This window comes from Saccharomonospora marina XMU15 (genome assembly GCF_000244955.1).
Classification (GTDB): domain Bacteria; phylum Actinomycetota; class Actinomycetes; order Mycobacteriales; family Pseudonocardiaceae; genus Saccharomonospora_A; species Saccharomonospora_A marina.
In genome coordinates this window covers 3,212,209-3,232,727 of record NZ_CM001439.1, presented here as the reverse complement: position 1 = coordinate 3,232,727, position 20,519 = coordinate 3,212,209, and the positions used below count along the sequence as shown (strand labels likewise).

16 protein-coding genes are annotated in these 20,519 nt (G+C 72.1%); 12 read left to right on the top strand and 4 right to left on the bottom strand.

The window, feature by feature from the left end; all coding sequences use genetic code 11:
• Window positions 1–570: 570 nt before the first annotated feature.
• Both SACMADRAFT_RS15295 and SACMADRAFT_RS15290 read right to left on the bottom strand, forming a co-directional pair.
• The gene (locus SACMADRAFT_RS15295) at window positions 571–1,809 is read right to left on the bottom strand and encodes an MFS transporter (RefSeq protein ID WP_009154739.1); all 1,239 of its coding nucleotides are present in this window, start codon (window positions 1,807–1,809) and stop codon (window positions 571–573) included.
• Window positions 1,806–2,240, bottom strand: a complete 435-nt coding sequence (locus SACMADRAFT_RS15290; protein WP_050998123.1) for a site-specific integrase — start codon at window positions 2,238–2,240, stop codon at window positions 1,806–1,808. Before SACMADRAFT_RS15290 ends, SACMADRAFT_RS15295 begins: the two co-directional genes overlap by 4 nt.
• 787 nt (window positions 2,241–3,027) lie before the next feature.
• Between SACMADRAFT_RS15290 and SACMADRAFT_RS15280 the strand changes: the two genes are divergently transcribed.
• From SACMADRAFT_RS15280 to SACMADRAFT_RS15225, 12 genes are all read left to right on the top strand, one after another.
• The gene (locus tag SACMADRAFT_RS15280; RefSeq protein WP_009154738.1) at window positions 3,028–3,627 is read left to right on the top strand and encodes an LURP-one-related/scramblase family protein; all 600 of its coding nucleotides are present in this window, start codon (window positions 3,028–3,030) and stop codon (window positions 3,625–3,627) included.
• A 78-nt stretch (window positions 3,628–3,705) separates the two neighbouring features.
• Window positions 3,706–3,960 carry an Atu4866 domain-containing protein gene (locus SACMADRAFT_RS15275; protein ID WP_040926465.1) on the top strand — a complete coding sequence of 85 codons (255 nt, stop codon included), beginning with the start codon at window positions 3,706–3,708 and terminating at the stop codon, window positions 3,958–3,960.
• Between the two features lie 161 nt (window positions 3,961–4,121).
• The gene (locus SACMADRAFT_RS15270) at window positions 4,122–4,535 is read left to right on the top strand and encodes an OsmC family protein (RefSeq protein WP_009154736.1); all 414 of its coding nucleotides are present in this window, start codon (window positions 4,122–4,124) and stop codon (window positions 4,533–4,535) included.
• Window positions 4,536–4,670: 135 nt separating this feature from the next.
• Window positions 4,671–6,251, top strand: coding sequence for an ABC transporter substrate-binding protein (locus SACMADRAFT_RS15265; protein WP_009154735.1), 1,581 nt, complete (start codon window positions 4,671–4,673; stop codon window positions 6,249–6,251).
• Window positions 6,252–6,264: 13 nt separating this feature from the next.
• Window positions 6,265–7,257, top strand: coding sequence for an ABC transporter permease (locus tag SACMADRAFT_RS15260; protein WP_009154734.1), 993 nt, complete (start codon window positions 6,265–6,267; stop codon window positions 7,255–7,257).
• Window positions 7,258–7,260: 3 nt separating this feature from the next.
• Complete coding sequence (locus SACMADRAFT_RS15255) at window positions 7,261–9,162, top strand: dipeptide/oligopeptide/nickel ABC transporter permease/ATP-binding protein (protein ID WP_009154733.1); 1,902 nt, start codon at window positions 7,261–7,263, stop codon at window positions 9,160–9,162.
• Window positions 9,155–10,093 (top strand): ABC transporter ATP-binding protein, encoded by a 939-nt coding sequence (locus SACMADRAFT_RS15250; RefSeq protein WP_009154732.1) that lies wholly within the window; start codon window positions 9,155–9,157, stop codon window positions 10,091–10,093. The genes SACMADRAFT_RS15255 and SACMADRAFT_RS15250 overlap by 8 nt, the downstream gene beginning before the upstream one ends.
• A gap of 23 nt (window positions 10,094–10,116) precedes the next feature.
• Entirely contained in the window at window positions 10,117–13,449 is a 3,333-nt protein-coding gene (locus SACMADRAFT_RS15245) for a serine hydrolase (RefSeq protein ID WP_009154731.1), read from the top strand.
• A 40-nt stretch (window positions 13,450–13,489) separates the two neighbouring features.
• A complete protein-coding gene (locus tag SACMADRAFT_RS15240; RefSeq protein ID WP_198286039.1) occupies window positions 13,490–14,620 on the top strand; it encodes a M20/M25/M40 family metallo-hydrolase in 1,131 nt (376 codons plus the stop codon).
• Window positions 14,617–15,552: a GNAT family N-acetyltransferase gene (locus SACMADRAFT_RS15235; protein ID WP_009154729.1), complete on the top strand. Its 936-nt coding sequence runs from the start codon at window positions 14,617–14,619 to the stop codon at window positions 15,550–15,552. Before SACMADRAFT_RS15240 ends, SACMADRAFT_RS15235 begins: the two co-directional genes overlap by 4 nt.
• Complete coding sequence (menC, locus tag SACMADRAFT_RS15230; protein WP_009154728.1) at window positions 15,549–16,655, top strand: o-succinylbenzoate synthase; 1,107 nt, start codon at window positions 15,549–15,551, stop codon at window positions 16,653–16,655. Before SACMADRAFT_RS15235 ends, menC begins: the two co-directional genes overlap by 4 nt.
• Before the next feature lie 75 nt (window positions 16,656–16,730).
• Window positions 16,731–18,380, top strand: a complete 1,650-nt coding sequence (locus tag SACMADRAFT_RS15225) for a PucR family transcriptional regulator (protein ID WP_009154727.1) — start codon at window positions 16,731–16,733, stop codon at window positions 18,378–18,380.
• A gap of 53 nt (window positions 18,381–18,433) precedes the next feature.
• Here the strand turns inward: SACMADRAFT_RS15225 and SACMADRAFT_RS15220 are convergent, their stop codons facing one another.
• The gene (locus SACMADRAFT_RS15220; RefSeq protein ID WP_009154726.1) at window positions 18,434–19,507 is read right to left on the bottom strand and encodes a DUF2157 domain-containing protein; all 1,074 of its coding nucleotides are present in this window, start codon (window positions 19,505–19,507) and stop codon (window positions 18,434–18,436) included.
• A gap of 90 nt (window positions 19,508–19,597) precedes the next feature.
• Entirely contained in the window at window positions 19,598–20,494 is an 897-nt protein-coding gene (locus SACMADRAFT_RS15215; protein ID WP_009154725.1) for an LLM class flavin-dependent oxidoreductase, read from the bottom strand.
• Between the last annotated feature and the right edge of the window lie 25 nt (window positions 20,495–20,519).

Genomic DNA, 20,519 nt, shown 5'->3' with positions numbered 1-20,519 from the left:
GACGAACCTTTCTACGGTAAGGCGGATGAGTGGACGGGCGCTCGGGTGCGACGAATCGCGGGGTCCTGAGTTTCGCTGTCAACATGTGCTTGACCAGCGTTCAGGATGTTGCGGCGGCTCACCTCATACCTCCGGGTTCCCGGCCCGGCCGGGCAGACCAGTCCTCGCCGAAGCAGGATGTGCACTGTTCTTCCGACCTCGGCGGGTTGTCCCATGTGCCGCGCCCGGCGGTGTCGATGGTCAGGCGCCTCGTATCCGGCGGGGCACGCAGGAGGGCTCCGCGCTCGGTGAGGGGCATTGGGGCAGCGCCGGGTCGTTTCACGGCGCCGCGAATCTCGGGATGCGGGCGGGTGGAGTTTGCTGTGTCGGGCACCGGCTTGGCTGGTCGGCAGCGAGTACGTTTCCTCGCAGGCGTGTGCCTTGACACTGTCGGAGCGCGCCCGCAGTTGGTCGGCGAACAGCGAGCGGGTAGGTAGGCCGGCTTCGGACTCGGCCGCTGAGAGCCGTTCGGTGGTCGGGTGGCGGCCGTGCACACGCCGGCGATGTGCAGACCGAGTCCGCGGCGGCTGCTCATTGGGCAGTCGACGCAAGTGGTCGGTGCTCCACCCGCCGCACGTCGTTATGGCCGACCATTGCGCCTACCGCCAGGGCCAGGATGCCGGCGGCGCACAGCAGTGCCGGCCCGGTGCCTATGGCGTCGGCGACAGGGCCGGCGGCTACTTGGCCTGCGGGCACGGCCAAGAGACCGCCAAGCAGGTCGTAGGAGTAGACCCGGGCGAGTTTCTCTGGGGGAATGTGTTCCTGCATGGTGGTCTCCCACGCGACTCCGAACTGTCCGATGGCGATGCCCGCGAGCAGCGCGGCGGCGGCCAGCAGCAGCAACGCCTGCGGGGTCAGTGCGAGACCGAGCATGAGCGGGACATTGAGGAACATGCCGGTCACTCCGGCCAGCAGGAGCCGGCGCACCCGCAGTCGCATAGCGATCACAGCGCCCAGCGCCATACCGGCGGCCCAGGCGGCGAGTACCAGTCCCCAGGCACCGCGGCCGATGGTCTGGTCGGCCACGGCGGGCCCCAGCACCATGACGGACCCGTGGAAGACCGCATTAATGATCATGGAGGCGGCAACCACCCGCCGCAGCCAGCTGTGTCCGACGAATTCCGTCCATCCTTCGCGCAGTTCACGCAGGACGTCGCGTGGTGGCGCACTCTTGTCTCTTGTGGCGGCCACCCGCACCAGTGCAAAGCAGACAGCTGCGGCGGTGAATGTGGCAGCGTTGACCGCCAGACCCCACCCTGGACCGGAGAGGGTCACCAGTACCCCTCCGGCCGCCGAGCCGCTGACCATAGCGCCGTTGAAGCCGAGCCGGCTGAGCCCGTTGGCATGCTGGCGGATTTGCGGGGGCACAGTCTGCGGAAGTAGTGCCGCGGCGGCGGGAAGCGCGAACGCCCCGGCCATGCCGTTTGCGAAAGCGAGCACCACCAGCAGCGGGATGGTGGCGCTGCCGGTGATGATCAGTACGGCGAGCATGGCCTGGCTAACCGCGGCCAGGGTGGCGGCCATGACCATCACACGGTGGCGGGGCAACCGGTCGGCGATCACGCCGCCGGCGAGCACGAACGCGAGTGTCGCAAGGGCTCGGGCTCCAACGACCACGCCGAGATCGCTTACTGAGCCGGTGAGGTCGAGCACCGAGAACGCCAGCGCAATCGGGGCGATCGAGCTACCGAACACGCTGACCGTTCGGCCGGTGAGTAGCCAACGGAACGGTGCGTATCGAAGGGGCGCCAGCGATCCGACGACGGTCATGGAACGGACTCCATCGGGAGCGTCGCGACGGTGGCGCCGACGCGGAAGCCGAGCAGATCCAGCAGGCCTTCAAGCCGTTCTTCGAAGAATCGCTGGGTGACCGCGTTGGGGGAGCAGGGCTCGCTGTGGTCGGGCGTCTTGCCGCCACAGAAGGCAAACAGGTCGTCGGTGCAGGCGACGCCGATCGACTCGACTCGAGACGTTACGCGGCTCTCGTGTTGTCCCGGCAGGCCAACCGTCTCGGTGCCGAGGACGATGCGACGGTTCTGGCGGGTCTTGGTGCCCTTCTCCCGAACTCCGACCCAGCTACGACGTGGGTCGATCACCTGAGCATCGAGGTCGATACGGGACAAACGCAGACGGACCAGTTCGCCGCGCCGCATGCAGGCGGTCATGGCGAGCCGGACGAGGGTGCCCCAGTCGTCAGCCATGCGGAACGCGTCCTCGACCTAACCGGGCAGCCTCAGCGGATGTCGGCGGGTCCGGCTCCGGTGGTTTCTACTTCGGTCTGCGGGCGAAAGGCGGACCTGCAGCGATCCTCCGCGCTGCCGAATGGAGCCACGCCAGCGCGCAGCGTTAGCTCTGAGCATGGCCGAGAGTGTACTCATCGACATTGTCATGGATTGAGCTAACGCAGCCGATCTCTGGACCGTCACGGGTTGGCGCCCGCTTCCCTGGCCCAGGACAACGCCACGGCGGAATCGATCGTCGGCCTGCTGAGGACCGAGGTCGTCCACAGGGACGGCCCGTTCAACACACTCACCGAGGTGTAGTTCGCCCACATGGAGTGGTGCGACTGGTGCAACAACACGCGCCCGGACTCCCGCGGCGTGGCGGTTGTTGAGAGAATTGCGCGCACTCGTACTCGGCTGGGGTGAGGTCCCGGCGCGACCGGCGCTGGTCTGAGACCGAAGCCGGTCCGCAAGGCCGGTGACGATTCGCCTTCTTGGTGTAGGTATGTCATCTACACCGGCTCCGAGTAGAAAAGCGTAGAAAGGGCTCAATACTCGATAGACGGTCGAAGATCCGGACAGTTCGGTCTCCTATGCGTTGGTCTGGCTCGCTGATGTCCTGCGTGCGGTAGGTCAGTCGTCGGTTCGTCGAGCTACGCTGCGACGTTTCCCCCGCCTGCGGTCACGCGGGGCGGCACTTGGGTCGCGTGGGATACTTCTCGCCACGTGCCGCACCACGGTGGCGTCGAACGTCGATGGGGGTTGCATGCTCGTTCAGCAGCTACAGGCGCAGCAGCGGTTCCACGTGCACCAGCGGATCACGATGATGGTCAACCGCTACGAGGTGTTCGCCGACGACGGCCGGGGGCAGCCTGGCCAGCTCGTCGCCTTCGTGGAACAGAAGCGCATGGCCTTCAAGGAGCACGTCACGCTCTACACCGATGAGAGCAAGCAGGCGGTGCTCGGGGCATTCAAGGCGCGCAAGGTCATCGACCTTGCCAGCGCCTACGACGTGACGGATGCGCAAGGGCGGTCGCTGGGTTACTTCGGCAAGAAGTTCGGCAAGTCGCTGCTGCGCTCCACGTGGCAGCTCGACCAGTCCGGCGCCGAGCCGGTGGACATCAGCGAGCGCAGCATGGCCATGGCGCTGTTTCGCCGGATCTGGGACTTCCTGCCGTGGGTCGGCGACCTGCCGTTTCCGTGGATGTATCACTTCGACTTCGTCCGCGGCGGCGAGACCGTCGCGGTGTTCGAGAAGAAGACCCGCTTCCGCGACCACTACCTGCTCCACATCGACGATCCGGCCCTGGACCGCAGGCTGCTGCTCGCGCAGGCCATCGCGCTGGACGCGCTGCAGTCCCGATGACCCGGGCGAGGCAGGGTGCGCGGCTCCCAGGGTGAGCGCGCCCTGGTCGACTCCTGCGGCGCCGGCGATCCTGGAGCCATGAACAACGGCAAGGACACCGCACCGCACCCGTTCGTCGGCATGTGGGTCACCGCGGACGGCCACATCCGCCAGGAACTACGTCCCGACGGCCGCTACGACGAGGCCCGCGGCAACCGCAAGAGCGCCTACACGGGCAGCTACACCGTCACGGGCAACCACATCGACTACGTCGACGACACCGGCTTCACCGCCACCGGCGACGTTCGCGACGGCGTCCTCTACCACGAGCACCTCGTCCTCTACCGGGAGTGAACGGGGCCGCCCGGCCGCCGTCGGGCGGGCACTCGCCACGAGCCCGTCCGGGTCGCCCGCGATGGTGAACACGGCCGCCGTGGCGACCTATCGCAGGCAGCGGGCCGAGCTGCTGGCGACGGTGGAACCCGCTGCCGCGGGTGCGGGGTAGTTTCGCAGGCATGACGACAGAGCCCAGGTCGGTGCGTATCGAGCGAGTGGCGGCAGGACGGTACGTGGCGCACAACGAGCGCGGCGCCACGATCGCGTTCGGTGGTGAGGACTTCAGCCCGGTCGAGCTGCTGCTCGCCGCGATCGGCGGCTGCACGGCCATCGACACCGACATCGCGACCAGCAGAAGAACCGAGCCGACCTCGTTCACCGTGACGGTCAGCGGGGACAAGGTGTCGGACAGGGAGTCCGGCAACCGGATGGAGAACCTCAGCGTGACCTTCGCCGTGCGCTTCCCCGACGGCGAGCAGGGCGACGCGGCTCGCGCGATGCTGCCCCGCACGGTCGCGCTCTCGCACGACAAACTCTGCACCGTGAGCCGCACCGTCGAACTCGGCACGCCCGTGCGCACGGTCATCGAGTAGCCACCCGGCGGCCGAGCCGCCGCGTTCGGACGAGCCGACGAACCGGCCCCCGATTTGTGGTCGAGTCGGACAAAGACAACGCCGTCGCGCGTCGGCAGGCTCCTGCTCCAAGAACCCGTTGGAGCTGGAGGCGTCATGAAATCGGTGCTGACCATCGCCACGGCCGGTGTGCTCGCCGTGACCCTCGCCGCGTGCGCAGGCTCCGGCGGAGCGCAGGGCGGGCAGAACTTCGTGGACGGCAAGACGTTCACGATGGTGCTCGGCACGGACCCGGGCAACCTCGACCCGCACTTCTCCACGCTCTCGGTGACCATGCAGGTCAACCGCTTCCTCTACGACCCGCTGCTGCACGTCGACGAGAACGGCGAACTCGTCGCCGGGCTCGCCGGGCAGTGGGAGGCGAGCACCACCGAGGCCACGTTCACCTTGCGGGATGGCCTAAGCTGCGCCGACGGCCGCCCGCTCACCGCGACCACAGTGGCCGACAACATCAACTTCGTGGGTGATGTGGAGAACGCGGCGGCGGTGGTCGGGCTGTACGTGCCGCCGGGCGCGAAGGCCACCGCCGACGACGCGGCCCGCACCGTCACTGTCGCCGCGCCCTCGCCGGACCCGTTTCTGGCCCGCAACATCGGCAGCCTGCCGATCGTGTGCGAGCGCGGTCTGGACAACCGTGACCTGCTCAAGCAGGGCGGCGCGGGCACCGGGATGTTCACCGTGACCGAGGCCGTCGCGGGAGATCACTACACACTGGACCGGCGCGAGGACTACGCGTGGGGCCCCGGCGACTGGAAGCCGGACCAGCGCGGCCTTCCGGACAAGGTCGTGCTCCGGGTGGTGCCGAACGAGACCACCGCGGCCAACCTGCTGGCCTCCGGTGAGGTCAACGCGGGCTCGGTGATCGGTCCGGACCGGCGGCGGCTGGAGGCACAGCAACTGCTGCGGCGCGACGTCGTGGCCGTGCTCGGCGAGCTGTGGTTCAACCAGAAACCCGGGATGCCAGCCGAGCAGGCGCAGGTGCGCAGGGCGCTCACCCAGGCGCTGGACCTGAGCGAACTCGCCAACGTCATCACGGGCGGGATGGGGGAGCCGCCTTCCGGGCTGGTCGCCACCGGGATGGGGCCGTGCGAGGACGCCGCGCCGTCACTTCCCGAGCACGACGCCGAGGCGGCGGCCGCCGCGCTCGACGAGGCCGGCTGGACGCCCGGGCCGGGCGGCATCCGCACCAAGGACGGCAAGCGGCTGTCGATGACGCTTTACTACCCCAGCAAGCTGGGCGCGCCGATGCAGTCGGCCGCGGAACTGGTGCAGCGTTCCTGGCGCGCGGTCGGCGTGGAAGTCGAGTTGCGGGGCGGGCCCGACACGCAGGTCGAACAGGTCGTCGCCGCCGGGCAGGGCACGTGGCACGCCGCGTTCCTCCCGCTGAACGTGACCCTGCCGACCCAGCTCGTGCCGTTCCTGTCGGGCGCGACGCCACCCGAAGGCAACAACTTCTCCTTCATCGACAACCCCGACTACACCGCCGCCGTGGAGCGGGCCTCGCAAGCCACCGGCGCCGACGGCTGCGACTCCTGGGCCGAGGCTGAGCAGGCAGTGGTCGGCGACCTCGACGTGGTGCCGTTCGCCAACACCAACCGCCCGCTGTTCGCGGGCGGGGCGACCTTCGTGCTGACGGAAGGCAGCGTGGCGCCCAGCTCGATCCGGATGCTCGGCTGAACGGGGGCCCGGCATGACCGCCTTTCCCGCCGGGGTCCGTCGCCCACACCCGGTGGCGGGCAACGCCTGGGCACGCTTCGCGGCACGCAGGCTGGCCCGGTTGCTGATCTCGGTGTGGGTGCTGGTGACGGCGGCGTTCCTGATGATCCACCTGATCCCGGGCGACCCGGTTCGGGTGGCACTGGGACCCACCGCATCGCCTGAGCTGGTGCAGGCCCGCCGCGCGGCACTGGGACTTGACCGGCCGCTGTGGCTGCAGTACGTGCACTACCTGGGCGGACTGTTCTCCGGCGACACCGGGACATCGGTGGGCACCGGGCTGCCGGTGTCGCAGGTGATCGGGGACCGGCTGCCCGCCACGCTGGAGCTGGCGGGCTACGCGTTCCTGATCGCGGTGGTCGTGTCCGTCCCGGTCGGCGTCGGGATGGCCGTGCTCACCCGGCGCGGCAGGCGCCGCAACACCGAGCTGGCCTTCACGTCCACGAGCGTGGTGCTCGGTGCCGTGCCGGAGTTCCTGCTCGCCGTCGGACTGGTGTACGTGTTCGGGGTCAAGCTCGGCTGGCTGCCGGTCGCCGGGCGCTCCGGGCCCGGCTCGTACGTGCTGCCGGTGCTCGCGCTGGCGGTCGGGCCCACCGCGGTGCTGGCCAGGCTGCTGCGGGTGGAGACGCTGACCGTGCTGGAGGCGGACTACATCCGCACGGCACGGGCCAAGCGCCTTCCCGACCGGCTCGTCTACTTCAGACACGCGCTGCCGAACGCGCTGACGGCGACGATCACGGTTGGCGGTCTGCTGCTGAGCGCGATGGTGGCGGGAACCGTGCTCGTGGAGAACGTCTTCGCCTGGCCGGGACTGGGCACCACGATCATCGAGTCGATCATCGCCAAGGACTACCCGCTGGTGCAGGGCATCGTCCTGGTGTACGGCACCGCGGTGCTGCTGGTGAACCTCGCCGTGGACGTCGCGCTCGCGCTGCTCGACCCGCGCTCGACGATCAAGGAGAGCTGAGCCGTGACCACACCAGCGAAGTCCACCTGGGCCGGTGTGCTGCGCACGCCGGTCGGCGCGGGCGCAGCCGGGCTGCTCGCCGCCGTGCTGCTGCTGGCCGTGCTGGCACCGTTGCTGTGGTCCGACCAGGCCAGTGCCGTGGACACCGGGCGGATACTGGAGGGTCCCTCTGGCGATCACTGGATGGGCACCGACGGTCTCGGCAGGGACATCTTCTTCCGGGTGCTCGTCGCCACGGGCCTTTCGGTGGGCCTGGCGCTGCTGGCCACCGCCGTCGGCGTCGGTGCGGGCCTGCTCCTCGGTGCGGCCCCGATGCTGCTTGGCAGGCGGGCCGGACGGGTGGTGACCGCGGCGGTCAACATCGCGGTGGCGTTTCCCGGGCTGCTGCTGGCGCTGTTCTTCGCCGTGGTGTTCGGTGTCGGCGCGACCGGCGCCGTGCTGGCCATCGGATTCGCGCTGGCGCCCGCGTTCGCGCGGCTCGCGCAGACGCTGGTGGCCAAGGTCTCCGGCCTGGACTACGTCGCCGCCGCGCGGATCGCCGGACTCGGCAGGCTGCGGCTGCTCGCGCGGCACGTGCTGCCCAACGTCGCCGAGCCCCTGGTGGTCAACGCGACCATCGCGGCGGGAGCGGCGCTGCTGGCGTTCTCGGGGCTGTCGTTCCTCGGGCTGGGCGTACAGGCACCGCTGTACGACTGGGGCCGCCTGCTCGGCGACGGGCTCAGCAGCCTCTACGTCCACCCCGCGGCCGCGCTCGCGCCCGGCACCGCGGTCGTCGTGGCCGGGCTGGCCTTCAACCTCTTCGGAGAGGCGATCGCGAAGGGCATCGGGATGCGCACCACACCGCTGTCGCCGCGCCCCCGGGCCCGCGCCGCGCCCGTGCGCAGGCCCGTGGTGACCGACGAGGCGAAGCCCGTGCTGGCCGTGGAGGGCCTGCGGGTCGCCTTCCCTGGCAGCACCCCGGTGCGCGGGGTCGGCTTCACGCTGCGGCGCGGGGCGGCCGTCGGGATCGTGGGGGAGTCCGGCTCCGGCAAGACCCTCACCGCGCTCGCTCTCGCGCAGCTCATCGAGCAGCCCGGCGAGGTGAGCGCCGACCGGCTCGACTTCCTGGACCGGCCGCTGCTCGACCTGCCCGACCGCGAGCGCAAGCATCTGCTCGGCACGTCGTTCGCGATGGTGTTCCAGGACCCGATGACGTCGTTCAACCCCACCCAGCGCATCGGCCGCCAGCTCGCGGAGGTGTCCGAGCAGCACGGCGGGCTCAGCCGAGGGCAGGCGCTCGAGCGCGCGATCGACCGGCTGCAGGCCGTGCGGGTGCCCGCCGCCGCGCGCCGCGCGAAGCAGTTCCCGCACGAGTTCTCCGGCGGCATGCGGCAGCGCGCCATGATCGGCATGGGCATGATGGGCGCGCCCGCGCTGATCGTGGCCGACGAGCCGACCACCGCGCTCGACGTCACCGTCCAGCGGCAGGTGCTGCGGCTGCTGGACTCGGTGCGCGCGCACGAGGACGTCGCGCTGCTACTCATCAGCCACGACATCACCGTCGTTCGCCGGTTCTGCGAGCGCGTGCTCGTCATGTACGCAGGGCGCATCGTCGAGGACCTGCCCGCCGCCGACCTGCCCGCACGGGCCCGGCATCCCTACACCCGGGCGCTGCTGGCGGCCGTGCCCGACATGAACACCGACCGCGAGCAGCCACTCGCGGTCATCCCCGGCCGCCCGATCGACCCGGCCGAGTTGCCCGTCGGCTGCGCGTTCGCCACGCGATGCCCGCTGGCCGACGAGCAATGCCGCAGCGCCGACCCGCCGCTGGTTCCAGACGAGGAGGGGCGGCGCGTGGCGTGCTGGCACGCCGACGCCGCCACCGGGCTGCCCGCCGTGGCCGAGGAGGTGCGTGTCGGTGAGTGAGCTGACGTTCGAGGGTGTCCGCGTGCGCTTCGGCGGCCACCGGCACGGGCTCACCGCCGTCGACGGTGTCGACCTGACCGTGCCCGGCGGCAGCGTCGTCGGGCTGGTCGGGGAGTCCGGCTCCGGCAAGTCCACACTGGCCCGCGCCGCCGTGGGACTGGCCCCGCTCAGCGCGGGCCGCATCCTGCTCGACGGCGAGCCCCTCAACCGCGGCCGCCGCGCCCGGCCTCCGTTGCAGCTGGTGTTCCAGGACCCGTACTCGTCGCTGGACCCGCGCATGACGATCGGCGACTCGATCGCCGAGGCCATGCCGCGGCGCGGCACCGGCCGCAGGGCCGAGGTGGCCAGGCTGCTGGAGCTGGTCGGGCTCAGCGCGGACCGGGCCCGCGGCTATCCCGGCCAGCTCTCCGGCGGGCAGTGCCAGCGGGTCGCGCTGGCACGGGCACTGGCGGGCGAGCCGCGCGTGCTCATCGCGGACGAGATCACCTCGGCGCTCGACGTCTCGATCCAGGGCGCCGTGCTCAACCTCGTCCGCGAAGTGCAGCGGGAACTGCGGCTGTCCCTGCTGTTCATCTCCCACGACCTGGCCGTGGTGCGCTACGTCAGCGACTTCATCGCGGTGATGTACCTGGGCCGCATCGTCGAGTACGGCCCTGCCGAGGCGGTGCTGACCGACCCCAGCCACCCGTACACGCGGGAACTGCTCGCCGCCGTCTCCGAACCGGTCGTCGGTGAGGCGGACCCGGCGCTGCGGGCCGTCGCCGACGTCGAACCCGCCGACCCGCACGCCCCGCCGCCCGGCTGCCGGTTCCACCCCCGGTGCCCGGTCGGGCCCGCCGTCCTCGACGACAGAGACCTCTGCCGCGAGAGCGAACCCGTCCCACAAGGACACCGGCACCTCGCCGCCTGCCACTTCGCGGCCGGGAGCTGACCAGTCGAACCGAGGAGGATCCCATGCCCCACCGCCAACGCGCCGAGGACCTGGCCGGCTTCACCGTGCCCGGGCAGCCCGCGCTGTCCCCTGACGGCGCACGCTGCCTTTACGTGCTGCGCACCGTCGACACCGAGCACGACCGCAATGCCCACGCCCTGTGGTGCGCGGGCGGGGGAGGGCCGAGGCGGCTCACCAGGGGTCCGGCCGACACCGCACCCGCGTGGTCGCCGGACGGCACCCGGATCGCGTTCCTGCGGGCCAAGGACGGCCCACCACAACTGTGGTCGCTGCCCGCCGACGGCGGCGAGCCGGAGCCGCTGACCTCGCTGCCGCTGGGGGCGGGCGCACCCGTGTGGAGCCCGGACGGCACCCGCATCGCCTTCACCGCGCCCGTGGACATCCTGGGCAACAGCGACGACCCCGTCGCCCCCGTCGTCACCGAGCGGCTGGACTACCGCGCCGACGGAGCCGGGCTGCTGCGCGGCACCCGCGCGCACCTGCATGTCCTCGACGTCGCCACGGGCGAGTGCCGCCAGGTCACCGGCGGCGACTGGCACGCGGGCTCGCCGTCCTGGTCGCCCCGCTCGGACCGGCTCGCGTTCGGCGCGGCGACCGCGCCCGACGCCGACCTGCACCTGCGCGTGCCCGTCTACACCCTGGACGTGACCGACCGGCACGCCGAGCCGGTGCTCGCGGGCCTGCCCGACGGGGTGGCACAGGCCGTGTGCTGGACGGCGGACGGAGGCGCACTGCTGGTGGCGGGCACCGAGGGCAAGCCGGTGGGACACACCAGGCTGCTGCGGGTCCCGCTCGGCGGTGGTGCCGTCACCGACCTCGCCGCCGGGCTCGACCGCAACGTGATGACCGGCCATCCCGGCTATCCCGGCGGTGCGCCACAGCTGACCGGCGACGGCCGCACCGTGGTGTTCTGCGTCCGAGACCGAGGCTGCACCCACCTCTACGCCGTCGACGTCGACGGCGGCACCCCGCGTCCGGTCGTCACAGGTGCCGGGCGCAACGTCACCGGCCTTTCGGTGTCCGGCGACACCGCCGCCGTCGTGCTGGGCACGCCGCAGTCCTACGGCGAGGTCGTCGAGGTCGAACTGGCCGGTGGGGCCGAGACCGTCCGCACCAACCACGGTGGCGTGCCGGACGGCGCCGCGCTGTTCGCCCGCGGGGAGCGCGAGTTCGCCATCTCCGACGGGACCGTGGTGCAGGGCTGGCTGATCCGCGACCCCGACGCCGCGACGCCGGGGCCACTGCTGCTGGACATCCACGGCGGACCCCACAACGCCTGGAACGGCGCGGCCGACGAGGTTCACCTGTACCACCAGCAACTCGCCGCACGCGGTTGGACCGTGCTGCTGCTCAATCCTCGCGGCAGCGACGGCTACGGCGAGCGGTTCTTCACCGCCGTCAGCGGCGGCTGGGGCGAAGCCGACGCGCAGGACTTCCTCGAACCGGTGGCGGAGCTGGTCGCCGAGGGAATCGCCGACCCGAAGCGGCTCGCCGTTACCGGCTACAGCTACGGCGGCTTCATGACCTGTTACCTGACCAGCCGCGACGACCGGTTCGCGGCCGCGGTCACCGGCGGTCCCGTCACCGACCTGGTGAGCGCCGCGGGATCGTCGGCGGACGGGCACTACCTCAGCGACTTGGAGCTCGGCGGAACACCGTGGGCGCAACCGCGGCGTTACGCCGCGATGTCGCCTCTGTCCAGAGTGGAAGAGGTGAGCACTCCCACCCTGATCCTGCACGGCGCGGCGGACCTGCTGTGTCCGGCGGGGCAGGCCGAGCAGTGGCACACCGCGCTGCGCGAGCGTGGGGTGCCGAGCAGGCTCGTGCTCTACCCCGAGGCCTCGCACCTGTTCATCCTGGAAGGACCGCCCTCGCAGCGGATCGACTACAACCGCAGGGTCGTCGAGTGGGTCGAGCAGTACGCCGGTGACGCCGCAGGCCCGCGCCGCCCCCGGCTCGACGCCGGGCACTGGCAGCACAGGCTCACCGAACTCGCCGAGCGGCACGGTGTTCCCGGTGCCACGCTGGGCATCCTGCGGCTGCGGCCGGGCGGCGAGGACGAACTGGTCGAGGCCGCATCCGGCGTGCTCAACGTCGACACCGCGGTGGAGACCACCACCGACTCGGTGTTCCAGATCGGATCGGTGTCCAAGGTGTGGACGGCCACGGTGGTGCTGCAACTGGTGGACGAGGGACTGCTGGACCTCGACCGGCCGATCGCCGAGCTGCTGCCGGAGCTGCGGCTGTCCGATCCGGACACCGCGAAACAGGTCACGATGCGCCACCTGCTCACCCACACCAGCGGGATCGACGGCGACGTGTTCACCGACACCGGCCGGGGCGACGACTGCCTCGAGAAGTACACGGCCGCGCTGGCCGACGTGGCGCAGAACCACCCGCTCGGTGTCACGTGGTCCTACTGCAACTCCGGCTACTCGCTGGCGGGCCGGGTGATCGAGAAGCTCACCGGGCAGGTCTGGGACCAGGCGATGCGGGAGCGGATCTTCGACCGGCTCGGCCTGGCGCACACGGGAACGCTGCCGGAGGAAGCGCTGCTGCACCGCGCCGCCGCGGGCCACGTCACCAAGGACGGGCGCCCACACCGGGCGCCGGTGTGGGTGTTGAACCGGTCGGCCGGTCCCGCCGGGCTGGTCTGCTCCACGGCCGCCGACGTGCTCGGCTTCGCCCGCATGCACCTCACCGGCGGGCTCGCGCCCGACGGCAGCCGCGTGCTCAGCGAGTCCTCGGCGGAGGCGATGGCGGCACTGCAGGCGGACCTGCCCGACAAGTACCTGCTCGGCGACTCGTGGGGGCTCGGCTGGTCCCGGTTCGACTGGGACTCCCACCGCCTGATCGGCCACGACGGCAACACCATCGGCCAGTCCGCGTTCCTGCGGCTGCTGCCCGAGCAGGGCCTTGCCGTGACGCTGCTGACCAACGGCGACAATGCGCACGACCTCTACGAGGACCTGTTCCGGGAGATCTTCGCCGACGTCGCGGGCGTCGCGATGCCCAAGCCGCTCGGACCGCCCGCCGAGCCGGTGCGGGTGGACCTGCACCGGCACGTGGGCATCTACGAGCGGCAGAGCGTGCGCATGGAGGTGCTCGCCGAGGGCAAGGACGGCAAGCCCGCCCTGCGCACCACCATCACCGGCCCGCTCGCGGAGCTGACCCCGGAGCCCACTCAGGACTACGCGCTGGTGCCCGTCGCGGAGAACCTGTTCGTGGCCAAGGACCCCGACATGCGGATGTGGATACCGGTGACCTTCTACGAGCTGGCGACGGGGGAGCGGTATGTCCACTTCGGAGCTCGTGCCACCCCGAAGGTGCGCTGAGGTGCTCTCGATCGAGTCGATGCGCGGCAGGCTGCCCGCCATGCTCGCCGACATCGAGGAACTGGTCGGTTGCGAGTCGCCGTCGTCCGACCTCGCCGCGGTCGCGGCGAGCGCGGACGTGGTGGCCCGCGTCGGCGCTCGCAGGTTGGGGCGCGCGCCGGAGCGGATCGTGCAGGCCGGGAGCACACACCTGCGCTGGCGGTTCGGCGACGGCCCGGCCCGGGTGCTGTTGCTGGGCCACCACGACACGGTGTGGCCGATCGGTTCGCTGGCCACGCATCCGTACACGGTGGACGGTGACGTGTTGCGTGGTCCCGGCTGCTTCGACATGAAGGCGGGCCTGGTGGTCGCGCTGCACGCGCTCGCGGCAGTGCCGGACCTGACCGGTGTCACGCTGTTGGTCACCGGTGACGAGGAGCTCGGCTCGCCGACGTCGCGGGAGTTGATCTGCGCGGAAGCCACCGGATGCGCCGCGGCGCTGGTGCTGGAGGCCGCGGCCGACGGCGGCGCGCTCAAGACCGAGCGCAAGGGCGTCTCGCTGTACCGGGTCGGGGTGACCGGACGGTCCGCCCACGCCGGGCTGGAGCCGTGGCGCGGGGTCAACGCCACGGTGGAGCTAGCGCACCAGGTGCTGGCCGTCGAGGCGCTGGCCGATCCGGCGCTGGGCACCACCGTCACACCGACCGTGGCATCGGCGGGCAGCACGACGAACACCGTCCCCGCCGGTGGCGAGCTGTCGGTGGACGTGCGGGTGGCCAGCACCGTCGAACAGCAGCGGATCGACGCGGCGATGCACGGCCTGCGGCCCGTGCTCGGCGGCGCGACGCTGGAGCTCGGGGGAGGCCCGAACCGTCCGCCGCTGGAGGCCAGTTCCTCACAGCCGTTACTGGACAGGGCGGTGGCGCTGGCGAGCGCTCTCGGGCTGCCGCCGCCGCGTGGTGCAGCCGTGGGCGGAGCCTCCGACGGCAACTTCACAGCCGGAGTCGGCACCCCCACGCTGGACGGTCTCGGCGCGGTGGGCGGTGGCGCCCACGCCGACGACGAACACGTTCTGGTCGCCGAGTTGCCCGCCAGGGCGGCGCTGGTCGCCGCCCTCGTCGCCGATGTGCTCGAACCGGGTCGCGAGGCCGCGCCCACGGCGACAGCGAGCGGTGGAGGGAGATCGTCATGACCGGCGCCCGCGGGATTCCCGGAATCGGAGGTCGCCTGCAGCGCCCACCGGAACCGCTGCGGCCACGACCGGAGGCCGAGAACGCGCGGTCGGCGGCCGAGGCGGCGGCGCGCGCTGCCCGCGTGCGGGTGCGCGAACTCACCGAACTGGCCGACCTGGAGGCCGTGTACCGGCTCTACGACGGCATCTGGCGGCCGGACCCCCGCAACCCGCCGGTGACCACCGAACTGCTGCGGGCGCTGACCAAGGGCGGTAACTACGTGGCGGGCGCCTACGAGGGCGACCGGCTGCTCGGTGCCTGTGTCGGCTTCTTCGGCGCGCCCTCCGACGGCACGATGCACAGCCACATCGCCGGGGTGTCCGCCGCGGCCGCGGGCCGCAGCGTGGGTTTCGCGCTGAAACTGCACCAGCGAGCGTGGGCACTGGCGCGCGGCGTGGCGACGATCAGCTGGACGTTCGACCCGCTGGTGTGCCGCAACGCCTACTTCAACCTGGGCAAGCTGGGCGCGGTCCCTGCCGAGTACCTCACCAACTTCTACGGCGGGGTCAACGACGGCATCAACGGCACCGACGACACCGACCGGTTGCTCGTGCGCTGGGAGCTGGACTCGCCCCGGGTCCGCGCGGCCTGCGCGGGGACACCCTCGGTGTGCGATGCGGAGGCGGCGCGGGCGCTGGGTGCGGTGGCCGGGCTCGGCAGATCGGCTGGCGACCGGCCTTTGCCCGGCACGGTCGACGCGGCCACCGTGCTCGTCGCCGTACCCCGCGACGTCGAGCGGCTGCGCGCCACCGACTCCGCTGCCGCCGTCCGGTGGCGCCGGGCACTGCGGGCGACGCTCGGTGCGCTGCTCGCGGACGGCGCCCAGGTCACCGGATTCGACCGGGCGGGCTGGTACGTGATCTCCACGGCACAGGGAGGAAACCGGCGATGAAGCTGACCGCAGTGGAGCTGCGGCGGATCAGGATGCCGCTCGTGGCGCCGTTTCGCACCTCGTTCGGCACCCAGACCACCCGCGAGGTGCTGCTGGTGCGCGTGGTGACCGACGAGGCGCAGGGCTGGGGTGAGTGCGTCGCGATGGCCGAGCCGCTGTACTCCTCGGAGTACGTGTGGGCCGCGGCCGACGTACTCGGCCGGTTCCTGGTGCCCGCGCTGGCGGCGCTGCCCCGACTCGACGCGGCGGCGGTGGCACCGGCACTGGCGCCGCTGAAGGGCCACCGGATGGCCAAGGCAGCGCTGGAGCTGGCCGTGCTCGACGCCGAACTGCGCGAGCAGGGCAGGCCACTGGCGCGGGAACTCGGCGCCGTACGCGACAGCGTCCCGTGTGGAGTGTCGGTCGGCATCATGGACTCGATCGGCGAGTTGCTCGACACCGTCGGCGGCTTCCTCGAAGCCGGGTACCTGCGCATCAAGCTCAAGATCCAGCCGGGCTGGGACATCGAGCCGGTGCGCGCCGTGCGGGAGCGCTTCGGCGACGACGTGCTGCTGCAGGTCGACGCCAACACCGCCTACACGCCGGCCGATGCGCGCACCCTCGCCGGGCTGGACCCGTTCGGGCTGCTCTTGATCGAGCAGCCGCTGGAGGAGGACGACGTGCTCGGCCACGCGGAACTGGCCAAGGTCGTCACGACACCGATCTGCCTGGACGAATCGATCGTCTCGGCGCGGGCCGCGGCGGACGCGATCCGGCTGGGCGCGTGCCGGGTCGTCAACGTCAAACCCGGCCGGGTCGGCGGCTACCTGGAGGCACGCCGCATCCACGACGTGTGCGCCGCCCACGGCGTGCCGGTGTGGTGCGGCGGGATGCTCGAGACGGGCCTTGGCCGGGCGGCGAACGTCGCCCTCGCGGCCCTGCCCGGGTTCGTGCTGCCCGGCGACACCTCCGCGTCCGACCGCTACTACCGCACCGACATCACGGCGCCCTTCGTGCTGGCCGACGGGCACCTGCCGGTGCCGACGGGCCCCGGGCTGGGCGTGGAGCCGCTCGCAGGCGAACTGGAGGCGGTGACGGTGAGTTCGGAGTGGGTGTCGTTGTAGGTGCGGGCCAACAACGAGTCTGGTTCTGTGCTGCGCGACGAACTACGCTGCCGAGCGGGGGCCTAGATTCGGGTGGTGCTCGATCCGGTGAGCCAGCGACCGCACGCCAGCCTCGGGCGCGTGCTCGACGACCTCGGCACGACACTGCTGGAGCTGCTCCACGGCCACGCCGACCGCGGCGGCGTCATCGGCGGCATCGCCATCCACGACCCGCTGGAGGAACCCGCGCTCCCGAGGCACGCACTGGTGCTCGGGGTGGGCCTGCACGAGCCCGCCGAGGTGGTGCGGCTGCTGCACGACCTGGGCAGGCACGAGGCCACCGGGCTCGTGCTGCGCGCGCCGGTCGCGCTGTCGCGTGACCTGGCCGCGGCGGCCGACGAGTCCGGCATCGCTTTGCTCGGGCTCACGCCGGGGGCGTCGTGGGCGCAGCTCGCCGCGATGTTGCGCTCGCTGCTCGCCGAGGACGACGTCGGGGAGGCCGGGCCGCAAACCCTCGGCGGGATGCCTTCCGGCGACCTGTTCGCGCTCGCCAACGCGATCGCCGCGCTGCTGGACGCGCCGGTGACCATCGAGGACCGCACGTCACGGGTGCTGGCCTTCTCCGGAAGGCAGGACGAGGCCGACGCGTCGCGGGTCGCGACGATCCTGGGCCGCCAGGTGCCGCAGCGGTACGCGCGGCTGCTGGCCGAACTGGGGGTGTTCCGCGACCTCTACCGCAGCGACCGCCCGGTCTACGTCGAACCGCTGGAGGAGACCCGCGACAGCTTCACGATGCCGAGGGTCGCGGTAGCCGTGCGGGCAGGCGACGAGATCCTCGGGTCCATCTGGGCCGCGGTCCGCGGGCCGCTCAGCGACGAGCGCGAGCAGGCGTTGTGCGATGCCGCGAAGCTGGCCGCTCTGCACATGCTGCGGAACCGGGCGGGCGCCGACGTGCAGCGGCGGCTGCGCACCGACCTACTCAGTACGGCGCTGGAGGGCGGCGCCGGTGCGCGGGACGCGTTGCACCGGCTCGGCCTCGCCGACGAGCCGGTGGTCGTACTCGCCATGGCGGTGGCATCGGCGCCGGATTCCGCCGGCACCGACGCCGCCGACGCCACCGCCGTCACGGAGCGGCAGCGGCTCGCCGACGGCCTGGCGTTGCACCTGAGCGCCGTGCATTCGCGCAGCGCGGCGGCGCTGGTCGGCGATGTTGTCTACGGGCTGATCCCCGTGGGCCGCGAGGACGGCGAGCGGCGTGCGGCGCGGGTCGCCACCGACTTCCTGGAGCGGGTGGGCGAGCGCGGCAGGGCGGTGATCGGCATCGGCCCCCGCGCGCAGGATTCCGGTGAGCTGGCCGCCGCCCGCGCGAGTGCCGACCGGGCACTGCGGGTGCTGCGCTCCCAGCCTGGCGGCCGCCGTCGGGTCGCGCGCCTTGCCGACGTGCACGTGGAGGCCCTGGTGCTGGAGTTGCGCGATCTCGTCACCGCCCGAGGGGACGGGCCCACCGGGCCGGTCGCTCGGCTGCTCGACTACGACGCCGAGCACGGCAGCGACCTCGTCGGCACGCTGCGCGCCTGGCTCGACGCCTTCGGCGACGTCACGCAGGCGGCGAGGAAGCTACGCGTGCATCCGAACACCTTCCGCTACCGGCTGCGCAGGCTGGCCGAGGTGGGCGAGGTGGACCTCGGCGATCCCGAGGCGCGCTTCGCCGCGATGCTGCAACTGCGGGTGGTCACCCGCCGTTGAAGTCGCCGGGATCGCGCACCGCCGCGGTGTCGAGGTTCAGGCGCCCGCGCTGGTCAGCCCGCGCCGAGCAGGACGACGGCGGCGGCCACGGCGGCCACGACTGCCGCCGCCAGGCCCGCAGCGAGCCGAGGGTCGGCGGGGCGCGGCGGATCTCCTGCAGGCGCGCCGCGCTTGCGGCGTGCCGTGTAGAGCGCGCCCGCGACGAGCACGACACCGGTGGCGAGCAGCGCGAGCGGCGCGGTGAGGGTGTCGGGGAAGAACCGGTTCAGCGTCGAAGGCACGGTCAGCAACGTCGCGATCGCTCCCGTGGCGAGCAGCAGCAGGTCGCGTTGCCACACACCGGCGGCGACGAGAGCCGCCGCCGTGCCGAGGGCGACGCCCGCCCCCCAGCCTGCTTCGAGTGTCATGAGCCCGCCCACGATCACGATGGCGCCACCCAGCACCCACACCGGTGCACGGGGCGTGACGAGGCCACCCCAGCCGAGCAGCAGCCAGGCCGCCCCGACACCCCAGACCGCGAGGCCCGCGACGGCGTCGGTTGATCCTGGCAGCAGTGCCGCCGCGGTACCCGCCGTCACCGCGAGCGCGGCGACGACCGCCGCCTGCTGGGGAATCTCTCGACTGATCGACCACAGGGCGCCCGCGTAGCACGCCGTGACCGCGGCGGCCAGCAACGGCGTCACATCACCGGGCAGGTCGAGCATGTCCTCGCCGAGCAGTCCGGTGCCGAGTGCCACCGCCGCGGCGGACAGCAGCCAGCACACGGCGCGCAGCCGCCGCCCGGTCTCGCCCAGGCGCGGCCGCAGGCTCGCTCCCGACACGAGCAGCAGCGTGGCGGTGCCGAAGGCAACCGCGAGCCTGCCCGCGACACCCAGTTCGGACCAGTAGCGGCCCGCGATGAGCCCGGCGGCGATGAGCACGAGCACGCCGCCGACGTAGCCCAGCGCCTCGGCGACCGGTGACGGCATCCGGCCCGCGCGGTCGCGGAGCTCGGCTGGCAGCGCTCGCTCTTCGGAGAGAATGCGGTCCGCCTGCTCGCGGGTGATCAGCCCGTGCGCCACCCAGCGGTCCAGTCGGGTGGCCAGGTCGTCACCGCGTCGCAGTGGCGGCGTCACAAGTCGCATCATCGGATGAGTTTGGTCCCGCCGGGTCCGGCGGGCGTAGGGAACAAGGTCCTGCTCCAGAGCCGGAGGTGGCCCGTCTCGCGGCTGCCGGGGTCACCGCCGCTCGGCGGCGACCAGTTCCCTGGTGGCGGGGGCGACCTCGGCGGCGAAGCGCTCGATCGTGTCCTTGTCGTCGGTGGCGAGGAGGAACCCGGTGACGCCGTGTTCCACGGTGAGCCCGGCGAGGTCCTCGGCCCACTGCTGCGCGGGCCCGTTGAGCAGCGACCGGCCCACGTCGGTGAACTGACCTTCGATGTTGAGCAGCCGCCGAACGTCCGAGGGCCTGCGTCCGGCCGCGGTCGCGGCGTCGTCGATGCGGGCGTTCATCGCGGCCAGGTCGGCGGGGCCGCCGGGCAGGTAGGACAGTGACGGTGGCCAGCCGTCGGCCGCGCCGCCGGTGAGCGCGAGCATCCTGGGTCTGTATGCGCCCAGCCAGATGCCGATGTCGTGTGCGGGCGCCGGTCCCCGCTTGGCGCCGTCGACCTGGTAGTAGGTCCCGTTGACATGGACTCCGCCCCGCCGGTCGGTGGCCCACACCTGGCGGATGATGTCGATGGCCTCCGCCAGCGCCGCCTGCGCCTGCCCCGGGCTCAGCCTGCGCCCGCCCATCGCCTCGATGGCGTCCCAGAACGCGCCCGCGCCGAGCCCGAGTTCGATCCGCCCGCCGCTGAGCAGGTCGAGGCAGGCCGCGCTGCGGGCCAGCACGGCGGGCTCACGCAGCGGGAGGTTGAGCACGTTGCCGCTCAGCCCTATCCGCTCGGTCTTCGCGGCCACATAGGACAGCAGCGTCCAGGTGTCGTGGAAGCGGGGCTGGTAGGGGTGGTCCTGGAAGGTCGCCAGGTCCAGGCCCGCGCGGTCGGCGGCGATCGCGAGCTCGACCGGGCGCCGTGCGGGTGCCGCCACGGGAGTGGCGAAGGTGCCGAACAACAGGTCGTGTCCGTAGTCGGGCATGCGTTGTCCCTCCGTGCTCTCGCTC

Excerpts from the sequence above, each read along its gene's own strand:
- SACMADRAFT_RS15260 (WP_009154734.1), top strand. The coding sequence starts at position 6,265 with ATGACCGCCTTTCCCGCCGGGGTCCGTCGCCCACACCCGGTGGCGGGC.
- SACMADRAFT_RS15290 (WP_050998123.1), bottom strand. The coding sequence starts at position 2,240 with ATGGCTGACGACTGGGGCACCCTCGTCCGGCTCGCCATGACCGCCTGC.
- menC (WP_009154728.1), top strand. The coding sequence starts at position 15,549 with ATGAAGCTGACCGCAGTGGAGCTGCGGCGGATCAGGATGCCGCTCGTG.
- SACMADRAFT_RS15220 (WP_009154726.1), bottom strand. The coding sequence starts at position 19,507 with ATGATGCGACTTGTGACGCCGCCACTGCGACGCGGTGACGACCTGGCC.
- SACMADRAFT_RS15280 (WP_009154738.1), top strand. The coding sequence starts at position 3,028 with ATGCTCGTTCAGCAGCTACAGGCGCAGCAGCGGTTCCACGTGCACCAG.
- SACMADRAFT_RS15235 (WP_009154729.1), top strand. The coding sequence starts at position 14,617 with ATGACCGGCGCCCGCGGGATTCCCGGAATCGGAGGTCGCCTGCAGCGC.
- SACMADRAFT_RS15270 (WP_009154736.1), top strand. The coding sequence starts at position 4,122 with ATGACGACAGAGCCCAGGTCGGTGCGTATCGAGCGAGTGGCGGCAGGA.
- SACMADRAFT_RS15245 (WP_009154731.1), top strand. The coding sequence starts at position 10,117 with ATGCCCCACCGCCAACGCGCCGAGGACCTGGCCGGCTTCACCGTGCCC.
- SACMADRAFT_RS15295 (WP_009154739.1), bottom strand. The coding sequence starts at position 1,809 with ATGACCGTCGTCGGATCGCTGGCGCCCCTTCGATACGCACCGTTCCGT.
- SACMADRAFT_RS15265 (WP_009154735.1), top strand. The coding sequence starts at position 4,671 with ATGAAATCGGTGCTGACCATCGCCACGGCCGGTGTGCTCGCCGTGACC.
- SACMADRAFT_RS15240 (WP_198286039.1), top strand. The coding sequence starts at position 13,490 with ATGCTCGCCGACATCGAGGAACTGGTCGGTTGCGAGTCGCCGTCGTCC.
- SACMADRAFT_RS15215 (WP_009154725.1), bottom strand. The coding sequence starts at position 20,494 with ATGCCCGACTACGGACACGACCTGTTGTTCGGCACCTTCGCCACTCCC.
- SACMADRAFT_RS15275 (WP_040926465.1), top strand. The coding sequence starts at position 3,706 with ATGAACAACGGCAAGGACACCGCACCGCACCCGTTCGTCGGCATGTGG.